General features: G+C 59.6%; 13 protein-coding genes. 11 read left to right on the top strand and 2 right to left on the bottom strand.

The features are described from left to right. The first annotated feature begins 74 nt into the window (after window positions 1-74). The 6 genes from AC3IT6_RS03880 to AC3IT6_RS03855 all read left to right on the top strand — a co-directional run bounded on the left by AC3IT6_RS03880 (window position 75) and on the right by AC3IT6_RS03855 (window position 7,146). Entirely contained in the window at window positions 75-1,508 is a 1,434-nt protein-coding gene (locus AC3IT6_RS03880) for an OprD family porin (protein ID WP_489354347.1), read from the top strand. Between the two features lie 78 nt (window positions 1,509-1,586). Further along, window positions 1,587-3,182: an ABC transporter substrate-binding protein gene (locus tag AC3IT6_RS03875; RefSeq protein WP_489354345.1), complete on the top strand. Its 1,596-nt coding sequence runs from the start codon at window positions 1,587-1,589 to the stop codon at window positions 3,180-3,182. A gap of 72 nt (window positions 3,183-3,254) precedes the next feature. After that, window positions 3,255-4,265 (top strand): ABC transporter permease subunit, encoded by a 1,011-nt coding sequence (locus AC3IT6_RS03870; protein ID WP_150727461.1) that lies wholly within the window; start codon window positions 3,255-3,257, stop codon window positions 4,263-4,265. A 10-nt stretch (window positions 4,266-4,275) separates the two neighbouring features. After that, the gene (locus AC3IT6_RS03865) at window positions 4,276-5,187 is read left to right on the top strand and encodes an ABC transporter permease subunit (RefSeq protein WP_150727462.1); all 912 of its coding nucleotides are present in this window, start codon (window positions 4,276-4,278) and stop codon (window positions 5,185-5,187) included. A 10-nt stretch (window positions 5,188-5,197) separates the two neighbouring features. Further along, on the top strand, window positions 5,198-6,166 hold the full coding sequence (locus AC3IT6_RS03860) for an ABC transporter ATP-binding protein (protein ID WP_489354342.1): 969 nt from the start codon (window positions 5,198-5,200) through the stop codon (window positions 6,164-6,166). Next, window positions 6,166-7,146, top strand: a complete 981-nt coding sequence (locus AC3IT6_RS03855) for a peptide ABC transporter ATP-binding protein (RefSeq protein ID WP_223448115.1) — start codon at window positions 6,166-6,168, stop codon at window positions 7,144-7,146. Before AC3IT6_RS03860 ends, AC3IT6_RS03855 begins: the two co-directional genes overlap by 1 nt. A 196-nt stretch (window positions 7,147-7,342) precedes the next feature. On the opposite strand, the gene AC3IT6_RS03850 is transcribed toward AC3IT6_RS03855, so the two are convergent. Further along, entirely contained in the window at window positions 7,343-7,597 is a 255-nt protein-coding gene (locus tag AC3IT6_RS03850; protein ID WP_223458639.1) for a hypothetical protein, read from the bottom strand. 342 nt (window positions 7,598-7,939) lie between these two features. Continuing rightward, window positions 7,940-9,523 carry a peptide chain release factor 3 gene (locus AC3IT6_RS03845; protein WP_060541686.1) on the bottom strand — a complete coding sequence of 528 codons (1,584 nt, stop codon included), beginning with the start codon at window positions 9,521-9,523 and terminating at the stop codon, window positions 7,940-7,942. A 439-nt stretch (window positions 9,524-9,962) separates the two neighbouring features. Between AC3IT6_RS03845 and AC3IT6_RS03840 the strand changes: the two genes are divergently transcribed. The 5 genes from AC3IT6_RS03840 to AC3IT6_RS03820 all read left to right on the top strand — a co-directional run bounded on the left by AC3IT6_RS03840 (window position 9,963) and on the right by AC3IT6_RS03820 (window position 14,016). Then, entirely contained in the window at window positions 9,963-10,679 is a 717-nt protein-coding gene (locus tag AC3IT6_RS03840) for an ABC transporter permease (RefSeq protein ID WP_489354341.1), read from the top strand. 20 nt (window positions 10,680-10,699) lie between these two features. Then, entirely contained in the window at window positions 10,700-11,593 is an 894-nt protein-coding gene (locus tag AC3IT6_RS03835; RefSeq protein WP_489354340.1) for a glycine betaine ABC transporter substrate-binding protein, read from the top strand. A 12-nt stretch (window positions 11,594-11,605) separates the two neighbouring features. Then, window positions 11,606-12,259 (top strand): ABC transporter permease, encoded by a 654-nt coding sequence (locus AC3IT6_RS03830; RefSeq protein ID WP_489354339.1) that lies wholly within the window; start codon window positions 11,606-11,608, stop codon window positions 12,257-12,259. Beyond that, window positions 12,256-13,413, top strand: a complete 1,158-nt coding sequence (locus tag AC3IT6_RS03825) for an osmoprotectant ABC transporter ATP-binding protein OsmV (protein WP_489354338.1) — start codon at window positions 12,256-12,258, stop codon at window positions 13,411-13,413. The genes AC3IT6_RS03830 and AC3IT6_RS03825 overlap by 4 nt, the downstream gene beginning before the upstream one ends. Window positions 13,414-13,638: 225 nt before the next feature. Then, window positions 13,639-14,016 (top strand): hypothetical protein, encoded by a 378-nt coding sequence (locus AC3IT6_RS03820; RefSeq protein ID WP_489354337.1) that lies wholly within the window; start codon window positions 13,639-13,641, stop codon window positions 14,014-14,016. Window positions 14,017-14,173: the final 157 nt, after the last annotated feature.

Here is a 14,173-nt window from a genome sequence, read left to right as displayed (position 1 = left end):
GAATGAGTTCTAAACCAATAGCCGGATCACAAAAAAAGACCGGCATAAAAAAAAGAAAGTAAGGAGCTTTACCCATGAAACTGAGCAGCACCGCGTTATTGGCCTTGGCCATAAGCAGCGTAACCGCCACGGCTTACGCAGAAACCCAAAGCCAGGCTTTCACCCCGGTTACCGTGAACGAGAAAAGCGCCCAAAGCGAAGCCACCGGCTTTGTCGAAGGCCAGTCGATCACCGGCACCACGCGTAACTGGTACGCCAACGAGCAACTGCATCGCGGCGCCAAGTTCGCCTACAAGAAGGACGGCGTTTCGACCCCGACCGATCGCCGGATCAACTGGGTCCAGGGCACCATCCTCAAGTACAACTCGGGCTTCACCGAAGGCACTGTCGGTTTCAGCACTGAAATCGCCGCCTACAACGCCGTTGCCCTGGACCGGGACCGCAAAGACCTGGCATCCAACAACGGTGGCGCACCGGGCACTCGTCCAGGCGCGGGCAACAACCGTACCCTGACCAAAGAGGGCGGCGACGCTCAAGGCCAGTGGAGCAAACTGGGCCTGGCCAACGTCAAGGCCCGTGTCTCCAACAGCACCCTGACCGCCGGCCGCATGAACTTCAGCAGCCCGATGGTCGACGTGATCGGTAACCGCGCACTGCCTTCGAGCTTCCAGGGTGTGGCCCTCCACAGCGAAGAGCTGAACAACCTGGCCTTCGACCTGGCCACCTTCGACCGCAACTCACCGCGTACCGAAGAAAGCCAGCGCAAATTCCGCACCGAATACGCCAACGGCATCGTCGAAACCGACCACGTCTACACCGGCGGCATCACTTACAACCCGTTCGCCAGCCTGACCACCAGCCTCTGGGCGACCCAGGCTGAAGACATCTGGAACCAGTACTACTTAGGCGCCTCTCATGTACTGGGCGACAGCCAGGTACTGAGCCTGACCACCGGCCTGAACTACTACAAAACCAAGGAAACCGGTAAAGCCCTGATCGGCGATATCGACAACGACACCTACTCGCTGTCGTTCGGCCTGACCCACCAGGCCCATACCCTGACCTTCTCGTACCAGGAAGTGAACGGTAACGAGTACTTCGACTACCTGCACGAAACCAACGGCATCTACCTGGCCAACTCCCTGCTGTCGGACTTCAACGGCCCGAACGAAAAATCGTTCCAGGTTGCCTACGGTCTGAACATGGCCGAATACGGCGTGCCAGGCCTGAAGTTCAACATCTACCAGGCTCGCGGCTGGGGCATCGACGGTACTCACTACACCGGCAACGGCGGCGTGGCAGGCAAGGGTTACGACGGCATCCAGTCCCAGGATGGCGAACACCACTATGAATACGGCATCGGCGCGACCTACGCCGTGCAGAGCGGCCCGCTCAAGGCCACCACGATCCGCGGCACCTACACCGCTCACCGTGCCAGCGAAAACCAGGCTGACGGCAGCATCAACGAGTTCCGTCTCGTGACCACGGTTCCGTTCAACATCCTGTAATGCACGTGCCGAACGGCTGATTCAATGACGAGTCGGCCGTTCGGTTTTTGTCTTTTAACTGATTGCAGAGGGTTCTTGATGAAAATGCTTCCCCTACGTGCGGCCATCGCGGCCGCGTTGCTCAGTGTCGCTGTCGGCGTTTCGGCCAAACCCCTGGTGGTTTGCACGGAAGCCAGCCCCGAAGGCTTCGACATGGTCCAGTACACGACTGCAGTCACCGCCGATGCCGTGGCCGAAACCATCTTCAATCGCCTGGCAGACTTCAAGCCCGGTACCACCGACGTGATTCCGGCACTGGCCGACTCCTGGGACATCAGCGAAGACGGCCTGAGCTACACGTTCCATCTGCGTAAAGGCGTCAAGTTCCACACCACCGACTACTTCAAGCCGACCCGCGACATGAATGCCGACGACGTGGTCTGGAGCTTCCAGCGTCAGCTGGACCCGAATCATCCGTGGCACAAACTGTCGAGCGTGGGCTTCCCGTACTTTGAAAGCATGGGTTTCAAGGAACTGCTCAAGAGCGTCGAGAAAGTCGACGACAACACGGTCAAGTTCACCCTGACCCGTCGCGAAGCGCCGTTCCTGGCCGACATCGCCATGGCCTTCTCGTCGATCTACTCTGCCGAGTACGCCGACCAGTTGCTCAAGGCCAACAAGGCCGGCGACCTCAACAACAAGCCAGTCGGCACCGGCCCGTTCGTCTTCCAGCGCTACAACAAGGACGCCCAGGTTCGCTTCAAGGCCAATCCGGACTACTTCCGTGGCAAGCCGCCAGCCGAGGCGCTGATCCTGGCCATCGCCACCGACAACAACGTGCGCCTGCAAAAGCTCAAGGCCAACGAGTGCCAGGTCGCGCTGTATCCGAAGCCGGATGACATCCCGAGCATCAAGAAAGACTCGAACCTGAAGGTCGACGAACTGAACGCGATGACCGTTTCCTACGTCGCCATGAACACCACGCACAAGTACATGAGTGACGTGCGGGTGCGCAAAGCCATCGACATCGCCTTCGACAAAGAGGCGTACGTCAATGCGTTGTTCGGCAAGGGCAATGCGACCGCAGCGGTCAACCCGTTCCCGGACACCCTTCTGGGCTACAACCACAGCCTGAAGAACCCGGCCCGCGATCTGGACAAGGCTCGCGCCCTGCTCAAGGAAGCCGGCGTACCGGAAGGCACCACCTTCACCCTGTTCACCCGCAACGGTGGCGGTCCGACCAACCCTAACCCGATGCTCGGCGCGCAGATGATGCAAGCCGACCTGGCCAAGGTCGGGATCAAGATCGACATCCGCGTGATGGAATGGGGCGAAATGCTCAAGCGCGCGAAAAACGGCGAGCACGATATGGTTTCCGCCGGATGGGCGGGCGATAACGGCGACCCGGATAACTTCCTGACGCCTATGCTCAGTTGTGAAGCGGCCAAGAACGGCGAAAACTACGCACGCTGGTGCAATGACAAGTTCCAGGCCCTGATCGATCAGGCCCGGGAAAAAACCGACCCGGCCGAGCGTGCAGCCCTGTACGAGCAGGCGCAGGTTATTTTCAACCAGGACCAGCCGTGGATCAGCATGGCACACACTAGAATGTTTACCGCAATGCGCAACAACGTAGAGGGCTATCACATTAGCCCCCTCACCACGAATAACTTCGCCACCACCCAGGTGAAGTAATAAGAAAACTCCCGGCATTCCTGACCCAGGCATGCCGGGCACGCCTAACCGGCTGATGAGGTACAACACACGATGTTTAGTTTTATTGCCCGCCGACTGGGGTTGTTGATCCCCACGTTCTTCGGCATCACCTTGCTGACTTTCGCGTTGATTCGCATGATCCCGGGCGACCCCGTAGAAGTCATGATGGGAGAACGTAGGGTCGATCCCGAAATGCACGCTCAGGCAATGGAACGCCTAGGTCTGAACAAACCCCTGTATGCCCAGTACCTGGATTACATCGGCAAGCTGGCCCACGGCGATCTCGGGGAATCCCTGCGTACCCGTGAAAGCGTGTGGAGCGAGTTCACCTCCCTGTTCCCCGCGACCCTGGAACTGTCCATGGCCGCCCTGTTGTTCGCCGGCATCCTGGGCCTTCTGGCCGGGGTGATCGCGGCACTCAAGCGAGGGTCCCTGTTCGACCACGGGGTGATGGGCGTCTCCCTGGCGGGATACTCGATGCCGATCTTCTGGTGGGGCCTGATCCTGATCATGTTCTTCTCGGTGAGCCTTGGCTGGACTCCGGTTTCCGGGCGGATCGACCTGCTGTACGACATCGAGCCACGCACCGGCTTCATGCTGATCGACACGCTGCTGGCCGATGACGTCGGCGCGTTCCTGGATGCCCTGCATCACCTGATCCTGCCGGCCATCGTGCTGGGCACCATCCCGCTGGCGGTGATCGCGCGGATGACCCGTTCCTCGATGCTCGAAGTGCTGCGTGAAGACTACATTCGCACCGCCAAGGCCAAGGGCCTGTCGCCATCGCGCGTGGTGTTCGTGCACGGTCTGCGTAACGCGCTGATTCCGGTACTGACCGTGGTCGGCCTGCAAGTCGGCACCCTGCTGGCCGGTGCGGTCCTCACCGAAACCATCTTCTCGTGGCCGGGCATCGGCAAATGGCTGATCGAAGCCATTGGCGCCCGGGATTACCCCGTCGTGCAAAACGGCATCCTGTTAATCGCCTGCCTGGTGATTGTGGTCAACTTCGTAGTGGACATCCTCTACGGCTTTGCCAACCCACGCATCCGTCATCAGCGCTGAGATCATGAACATGACCACTCCAATTCCATCGGTAGCAGTCGATCAAAGCCTGCTGTACCCGTCACCGTACAAAGAATTCTGGCAAGCGTTCTCCAAGAACAAAGGTGCCGTCGCCGGCCTGATGTTCATGCTGCTGGTGATTTTCTGCGCCATCTTCGCCCCGTGGGTTGCCCCCCACGATCCGAGCGAGCAGTACCGCGATTTCCTGCTGACCCCGCCGGCCTGGCTGGAAGGTGGGCAACTGCAATTCCTGCTCGGCACCGACGAACTGGGCCGCGACCTGCTGTCGCGCCTGATCAATGGTTCGCGCCTGTCGCTGATGATCGGTTTGTCGTCGGTGGTGATGTCGCTGATTCCGGGCATCCTGCTGGGCCTGCTCGCCGGGTTCTTCCCGCGCGTGCTCGGCCCGACCATCATGCGCCTGATGGACATCATGCTGGCCCTGCCGTCCCTGCTGCTGGCCGTGGCGATCGTCGCCATCCTCGGCCCTGGCCTGATCAACACCGTGATCGCCATCGCCGTGGTGTCCCTGCCGTCCTACGTTCGTCTGACCCGTGCTGCGGTGATGGGCGAACTGAACCGCGACTACGTGACCGCCGCACGCCTGGCCGGTGCCGGCCTGCCGCGCCTGATGTTCGTTACCGTGCTGCCTAACTGCATGGCGCCGCTGATCGTTCAGGCCACCCTGAGCTTCTCCTCGGCAATCCTCGATGCCGCCGCACTGGGTTTCCTCGGTCTTGGCGTACAACCGCCAACCCCTGAGTGGGGCACCATGCTGGCTTCGGCCCGCGACTACATCGAACGCGCCTGGTGGGTGGTGAGCCTACCTGGTTTGACCATTTTGCTCAGCGTGCTGGCAATCAACTTGATGGGTGACGGCCTGCGCGACGCGCTGGACCCGAAACTCAAGAACGCCGCCTGAGGAGATTCCCATGTCACTGCTAGAAATCAAGAATCTCAACGTTCGCTTCGGCGACAAAAATGCCACGCCAGTGGTCGATGGCCTCGACCTGCAAGTGGACAAGGGCGAAGTGCTGGCCATCGTTGGCGAATCGGGTTCCGGCAAGTCCGTGACCATGATGGCGCTGATGGGCTTGATCGAACATCCGGGGATCGTCACCGCCGACGCCCTGAATTTCGACGGCAAGAACATGCTCAAGCTCAACAATCACCAGCGTCGGCAGATCGTCGGTAAAGACCTGTCCATGGTCTTCCAGGATCCGATGACCGCGCTGAACCCGAGCTACACCGTCGGCTTCCAGATCGAAGAAGTGCTGCGCCTGCACCTGAAAATGTCCGGCAAAGCCGCCCGCAAGCGCGCCATCGAACTGCTGGAAAAGGTTGAAATCCCGGGTGCCGCCAGCCGTATGGACGCCTACCCGCATCAACTGTCCGGTGGTATGAGCCAGCGTGTCGCAATTGCCATGGCGATTGCCGGCGAACCGAAACTGCTGATCGCCGACGAACCGACCACGGCACTGGACGTCACCATCCAGGCGCAGATCATGGACCTGCTGCTGGCATTGCAGAAAGAGCAGAACATGGGTCTGGTGCTGATCACCCACGACCTCGCGGTCGTTGCCGAAACCGCCCAGCGTGTGTGCGTGATGTACGCCGGCCAAGCGGTCGAAGTCGGTCAGGTGCCGCAACTGTTCGACATCCCGGCGCACCCGTACAGCGAAGCGCTGCTCAAGGCGATTCCGGAACACAGCCTGGGCGCCGCGCGCCTGTCGACCCTGCCGGGCATCGTTCCCGGTCGCTACGACCGTCCGCAGGGTTGCCTGCTGTCGCCGCGCTGCCCGTACGTGAAAGACAACTGCCGTCAACAACGTCCGGCCCTTGACCAGAAAAGCAACAGCCTCGCTCGCTGCTTCTACCCGCTGAACCAGGAGGTGGCGTAATGGCCGTCGTTCTTACCGCCCGCGACCTGACCCGTCACTACGAGGTGTCCCGAGGCCTGTTCAAGGGTCACGCCACCGTGCGCGCCCTCAACGGCGTGTCGTTCGAACTGGAAGCCGGCAAGACCCTCGCTGTCGTCGGTGAGTCGGGTTGCGGCAAATCCACCCTGGCCCGTGCCCTGACCCTGATCGAAGAGCCGTCCTCCGGCTCCTTGAAAATCGCCGGGCAGGAAGTCGCCGGTGCCGACAAGGCCCAGCGCAAGCAACTGCGCAAAGACGTGCAGATGGTGTTCCAGAGCCCGTACGCCTCGTTGAACCCACGGCAGAAAGTCGGTGATCAGCTTGCAGAGCCATTACTGATCAACACCAACCTGAGCGCCGCGGAACGTCGTGAGAAAGTCCAGGCGATGATGAAGCAGGTGGGCTTGCGCCCCGAGCACTACCAGCGTTATCCGCACATGTTCTCCGGCGGTCAGCGCCAGCGGATCGCCCTGGCCCGTGCAATGATGCTGCAACCGAAAGTGCTGGTGGCGGACGAACCGACCTCGGCGCTGGACGTGTCGATTCAGGCGCAGGTGCTCAACCTGTTCATGGATTTGCAGCAAGAGTTCAACACCGCCTATGTGTTCATCTCCCACAACCTGGCGGTGGTACGTCACGTTGCCGACCACGTGATGGTGATGTACCTCGGTCGTCCGGTGGAAATGGGCACGAAAGAGGACATTTACTCCCGTCCCCTGCACCCCTACACCCAGGCGCTGTTGTCGGCGACGCCGGCCATCCACCCGGATCCGAACAAGCCGAAAATCAAGATCGTCGGCGAACTGCCCAACCCGCTGAACCCGCCGTCCGGCTGCGCCTTCCACAAGCGCTGTCCGTACGCCACCGAGCGATGCAGCACTGAAGAGCCGCCCCTGCGCCTGCTCGCCGGCCGCCAGGTGGCTTGCCACTACGCCGAGCAATTCCTCGACGGCGCGGCATAAAAAATGTGGGAGCGGGCTTGCTCGCGAAGGCGTCATTCCAGTCAGTATCAAAGTCGACTGACAGATCGCTTTCGCGAGCAAGCCCGCTCCCACAGGGATTGAGTAGCTCAAGTAGTCAAGCGTTAACCCGCCCCCTTCCGCCTCGATTGCGCATCACTCAGGTAGAAGGGGTTTTCTTTTGCCTGCAATCGAGCGACTACGTCTGGCTGTCGCCCTCTTCCTCATCGGAGTCTGGCTCGTCGGTGGTCGAGTCATCGTCGTTGTCCGCACCACCCTGCCCCTGATCTCCCGGTTCCGATTCGGACTTGGCGAGCATCAACCCCGCGTAACCCGCCTGCCCGCTCGAAGCCTGCTCCCCATGATCGATACACTCGGCCCACGCCATCGAAGTGCCGAGCGAGAGCATCACCATCACCTTCAACAGCAGTAAAACGCGAAACAACCTATTCATAGCCGATTCCTTCCTTTCGTTGAGTGCCTGTCTGGCGCTGAGTCAAATCTAGTTCCGATCAGCCGGGTTCTCCAGATTGGACGCTGTCGAGCGGGGGAAAATGCAGAGGGTTGGGAGATTGGTTTGGAATAGGGGTTATTCACAATTCCACTAACACCGAGGAACCCTGTGGGAGCGGGCTTGCTCCGGGCGGCGTTCCGACGAAGGCGTCATGTCAGTCAACATCACTTGCGACTGACAGACCGCTATCGCGAGCAAGCTCGCTCCCACAGAGGTATGTGACCGGCAATAAAAAACCCCGCAGCTTTCGCAACGGGGCTTTTGGGATTTGCAACTCAGCGCTTAGTGATGCTCACGCGTCGCACGGAATTTCACGTCCGGCCAGCGCTCTTCCATCAACGCCAGGTTGACCCGCGTAGGCGCGAGGTAGGTCAGGTGACCACCGCCGTCCAGTGCCAGGTTTTCCACAGCCTTGTTGGAGAATTCCTCAAGCTTCTTCTTGTCGCTGCATTCGATCCAGCGCGCGGAATAAACGGTGATCGGCTCGTAGGAGCACTCGACCTTGTATTCCTCTTTCAAGCGACTGGCGACCACATCGAACTGCAGCACACCGACGGCGCCGAGGATGATGTCGTTGCTGCGCTCCGGGAAGAACACCTGGGTCGCGCCTTCTTCGGCCAGCTGTTGCAGACCCTGGCGCAGTTGCTTGGATTTCAGCGGATCCTTCAGGCGTACGCGACGGAACAGTTCCGGGGCGAAGTGCGGGATGCCGGTGAAACCCAGGACTTCGCCTTCGCTGAAGGTGTCGCCGATCTGGATGGTGCCGTGGTTGTGCAGGCCGATGATGTCGCCGGCAAACGCTTCTTCCAGTTGCTCACGCTCGGAGGAGAAGAAGGTCAGCGCGTCGCCGATCCGCACGTCCTTGCCGGTGCGCACGTGGCGCATCTTCATGCCTTTTTCGTACTTGCCGGAGCAGATACGCATGAAGGCGATACGGTCGCGGTGTTTCGGGTCCATGTTCGCCTGGATCTTGAAGATGAAGCCCGAGAACTTCTCTTCCACCGGCTCCACGGTGCGCTCGTTGGCCACGCGTGCCAGTGGGCGCGGCGCCCAATCAACCACGGCGTCGAGCACGTGGTCGACACCGAAGTTGCCCAGTGCCGTACCGAAGAACACCGGGGTCAACTGACCGTCGAGGAACTCCTGCTGGTTGAACTCGTGGCAGGCGCCCTGCACCAGTTCCAGCTGTTCGATGAAACGCTCGTACTCGTCACCCAGGTGGGCGCGGGCTTCATCGGAATCGAGCTTCTCGATGATCTTGGTTTCGGTGCGCTCGTGGCCGTGACCGGCGGTGTACACGATGATGTAGTCATCGGCGAGGTGATACACGCCTTTGAAGTCGCGGTAGCAACCAATCGGCCAGGTGATCGGCGCAGCCTTGATCTTGAGGACTGCTTCGATTTCGTCGAGCAGTTCGATCGGGTCGCGGATGTCACGGTCGAGTTTGTTGATGAAGCTGACGATCGGCGTGTCACGTAGACGACAGACGTCCATCAGGGCGATGGTCCGTGGCTCTACACCTTTACCGCCGTCGAGGACCATCAACGCCGAGTCCACCGCGGTCAGGGTGCGGTAGGTATCTTCGGAGAAGTCTTCGTGGCCCGGGGTGTCGAGCAGGTTGATCATGTGTTCGCGATACGGGAACTGCATGACCGACGTGGTAATGGAGATACCACGCTGCTTTTCCATTTCCATCCAGTCGGAGGTGGCATGGCGATCGGATTTACGAGATTTCACCGTACCGGCTACCGCAATCGCCTTGCCCATCAGCAAGAGCTTCTCGGTGATGGTGGTCTTACCGGCATCGGGGTGGGAAATAATGGCGAAAGTGCGGCGTTTCGCGACTTCGGCGGCCTGTTTGGTCATGGGAAATCGCCTGGCAGGTGATTCAAAAAAGGGCGCAGATTATAGCCCAAGTTGATCCAAGAACCGAACCGTTGAGCACATTAGGGGTGGCCAAATGCTGCCGCAGATGGGAACCTTTTAAAGCACGGAGACGTCCACTCCCCCGTTACGACCACTCGTCGGGGGCCTGAAACACCTGCAAATCGGCCTGACGAGGCTGTGCTCATGGCTCAACAGTCGTGCGCCTACCCTCTGTAGGAGCGAGCTCGCTCGCGATGAACGTCAACGATAACGCTGGGTACCTGAATGTACGCGTTGTCTGGACGCCCATCGCGAGCAGGCTCGCTCCTACAGTGGAACGCGCTCGGCAAGAGCTGCTTATCGCGATCATTTTTTCGGCAGCCAGGAATGGCGTTGCCACACGAAAAAGTGTTCGCCGACTGAAAAAAGGAGTCCGCCTGTGGCTATCCACTATGGCAAAGGGCTGATAGGAGGCGCGCTGGTAATCGCCCTTCTGGCCCTGCTGATCCAATGGATCGGCATCAACACGATCGAACACTACCGCGACGATTTGTTGTTTTACCTGCAAGCTCATCTGGTTCTCGTCCTCGCTTCCATGCTGGCCGCCCTTGTCGTGGGCATCCCCGCCGGCATCCTCCTCAGCCGCCCGTCCATGGTCGGCCGCGCCGAACGCTTCATGCAGTTCTTCAACATCGGCAACACCGTTCCGCCTCTCGCCGTCCTCGCCATTGCGCTGGGCATCCTTGGCATCGGCAGCGGCCCTGCCATCTTCGCCCTGTTCCTCGCCTCGCTGCTGCCCATCGTGCGCAATACCTATGAAGGCCTGAAAAACGTTCAGGGTTCGCTCAAGGAAGCCGCGGTAGGCATCGGCATGACCCCGCGCCAGGTGCTGTGGAAAGTCGAGTTGCCCAACGCCGTGCCGATCATCATCGGTGGTGTACGCGTGGCATTGGCGATCAATGTCGGGACGGCGCCGCTGGCGTTCCTGATTGGCGCCAACAGCCTTGGCAGCCTGATCTTCCCCGGCATTGCCCTGAACAATCAGCCGCAATTGCTGCTCGGCGCCGCTTTCACCGCCCTGCTGGCCTTGTTGCTCGACGGCCTGGTGACACTCGCCAGCCGCCTCTGGCTCGAACGCGGCTTGCGCCCGTCTTAAGCCTCGGCAAAGGAATCGTCATGAAAACTTCAAGCTTTTTACTAGGCTGCGTCCTGCTGTTCGCAGGATTTGCCCAAGCCGCTGACAAACCCTTGATCCGCATTGGCGCCCGGGTGTTTACCGAACAAACCCTGCTGGCGGAAATCACCGCCCAATACCTGCGAACCAAAGGCTACGACGCTCAGGTCACCGGCGGCTTGGGTAGCAATCTGGCCCGCAGTGCACAGGAGAGTGGCCAACTGGACATGGTCTGGGAGTACACCGGCGTATCGCTGGTTTCCTACAACCACGTCACGGAAAAACTCGACAGTCAGCAGTCGTTGGCACGAGTCACCGAGCTGGACGCGAAGAAAGGCCTGACCTGGCTCTCGCCGTCGAAATTCAGCAACACCTACGCCTTGGCACTGCCGGAAAAGATCGCGGCCCAGTATCCGCAGATCCACACCATCAGCGATCTCGACCGGGCATTGCGTGACGAAGCCAAAGACAATCCATTGGTGGCGCTGGACACCGAGTTCGCCAACCGCTCCGACGGTCTGGCCGGCATGGTCAAGCTCTACGACATGGACCTGACCCGTCGCAATATCCGTCAAATGGACGCGGGACTGGTCTATACCGCCCTGCGCAACGGTCAGGTGTTTGCCGGTCTGGTCTACACCACGGACGGACGCCTGAGCGCCTTCAAGCTCAAACTGCTGGAAGACGACAAACACTACTTCCCCGACTACACCGCTGCACCGGTGGTGCGTCAGGACTACCTCGACGCGCACCCACAACTGGCCGCGCAGCTCAAGCCGCTGGCCGACCTGTTCGACGACGAAACCATGCGCCAGCTCAACGCGCGGGTCGATGTCGATCACCAAAGCCCGTCATCCGTTGCCGCAGACTTTCTGCGTCAGCATCCGTTGAACTGAGGAGCAGACGTTATGAATTTTCTCAACGCCTTTTCCCATCTCGACTGGGCACAAGTGCTTCACCTAACCTGGCAGCACATCACGCTGGTCGGCATCGCCGTGACCCTGGCGATTCTGGTTGGCGTGCCGCTGGGCATCCTGATGACACGCTTCCCGAGCCTCGCCGCTCCGTTACAAGCCAGCGCCACAGTGCTGCTTACCGTGCCGTCGATTGCCCTGTTCGGTCTGCTACTGCCGTTCTACTCAAAGTTCGGCCAGGGCCTGGGGCCGATGCCGGCGATTACCGCGGTGTTCCTGTACTCGCTGCTGCCGATCATGCGTAACACCTACCTGGCCCTGACCAATGTCGAGCCGGGCATCCGCGAAGCCGCCCGCGGCATTGGCATGACCTTCGGCCAGCGCCTGCGCATGGTCGAACTTCCCATCGCCGTGCCGGTGATCCTCGCCGGTGTGCGCACCGCCGTGGTGATGAACATCGGCGTCATGACCATCGCCGCCACCATCGGCGCCGGTGGCCTGGGCGTACTCATCCTCGCTTCCATCAGCCGCAGCGACATGTCGATGCTGATCGTCGGCGCTGTGCTGGTCAGTGTGCTGGCCATCTTCGCCGACCTGCTTCTGCAATGGCTGCAACGCTCGCTGACTCCAAAAGGACTCCTGAAATGATCGAACTTCAAAACCTCAGCAAGACCTTCCAAAGCAACGGCAAAGATGTGAAAGCCGTGGACTCGGTAAGCCTGACCGTCAATGAAGGCGAAATCTGCGTGTTCCTCGGGCCATCGGGTTGCGGCAAAAGCACCACGCTGAAAATGATCAACCGCCTGATCAAACCGACCTCGGGCAAGATCCTGATCAACGGCGAAGACACCACCGGCCTCGACGAAGTGACCCTGCGTCGCAACATCGGCTACGTGATCCAGCAGATCGGTTTGTTCCCGAACATGACCATCGAGGAGAACATAGTGGTGGTGCCGAAACTGCTCGGCTGGGACAAACAGAAATGCCACGACCGCGCCCGCGAGTTGATGAGCATGATCAAGCTCGAACCCAAGCAGTATCTGCATCGCTATCCCCGCGAATTGTCCGGTGGCCAGCAACAGCGGATCGGCGTGATTCGCGCACTGGCGGCCGATGCGCCGCTGTTGCTGATGGACGAACCGTTCGGCGCGGTCGACCCGATCAACCGCGAGATGATCCAGAACGAGTTCTTCGAGATGCAGCGAGCGCTGAACAAGACCGTGATCATGGTCAGCCATGACATCGACGAGGCGATCAAGCTCGGCGACAAGATCGCCATCTTCCGTGCCGGCAAACTGTTACAGATCGATCACCCGGACACTCTGCTCGCGCACCCGACGGATGAGTTTGTCAGCAACTTCGTCGGTCAGGACAGCACGCTGAAACGCCTGCTGCTGGTGAAAGCCGAAGACGCAGCGGACAACGCACCTTCCGTAAGCCCGCAAACCCCGGTGGCCGAAGCGTTGGAGTTGATGGACGAGCATGACCGACGCTACGTGGTGGTCACCTGCGCCGAGAATAAAGCCCTGGGTTATGTACGCCGTCGCGACCTGCACCGTCAGACCGGCACCTGCGCGCAGTACCAACGCGAGTTCAACGCCACGGCAGCGTACGACGAACATTTGCGCATCCTGCTGTCGCGCATGTACGAGTTCAATCGGGCGTGGCTGCCGGTGATGGATGCCGAGCGGGTGTTCCTTGGCGAGGTCACTCAGGAGTCGATTGCGGCTTACCTGAGCTCAGGTCGCTCCCGCGGCGTCAAGACCAGTATTGTTTCACCGGCTGAAGTAGCACTCACTTGATAGATTATCTTCCATAGTCCATTTCGCTTGGCCCATCACCACCTCAAGAGGAAAAACGGAGACAGGGTCAAGTGCTGGTGCTATGTAAATTCGCAATCGTTAACAAACGAATATTAGAGACTGTCAAAAGTGATAGGTCCGCTATTGCCTGGAAAAAGTTCTACTCAATCGGGAGCACAGCGACATGCTCTCAAAAACAAACTTACCAGGTTATAGAGGTCACCCATGAAAACCAACGATTCGACATCACCTGCCACACCGACACCAGAGGCCAACTCCGTGGAGCAAAAGGTCATGGCTGGTCCACCCACACAAATCATCATTGGAGGTCTAGCAGACCCGCAGCTTGTCAAAAAAGGGGGAAACTTCAAACTGGTGATCGCGGCAAAACTCGTCGATAAAGACGGCCGGGAAATTACAGGCGTTACCTCCGTGTGGACGACAACTACAGCTGGCGCCACTATCAATCGAGGTCCTGGAAACATGAACGGGACATTCACGTTAAACAATGTGCAACAAAACACCATTATTCAATTTACCGTTACCACGCAGCAGTACCCAGCCATTCGCAAGAGCGTAAGCCTTAGGCTTAACGTCTATTGATCGGCGACCGTTCCCGTATTTCGTCGGTCAAACAGTGTCGCCCTGATCGACCTTGCTCCTGTTCGGGAGCACAGCAGCCGTAGTCGCCTGACAGCTCATATGGCTCGATAAAAATGCAAAACCTGTGGGAGCGAGCTTGCTCGCGATGGCATTTTCA

It is taken from the genome of Pseudomonas sp. KH_017, assembly GCF_057840285.1.
The sequence above is the reverse complement of the archived record's forward strand: the minus strand, read 5'-3'. Positions and strand labels throughout refer to the sequence as shown.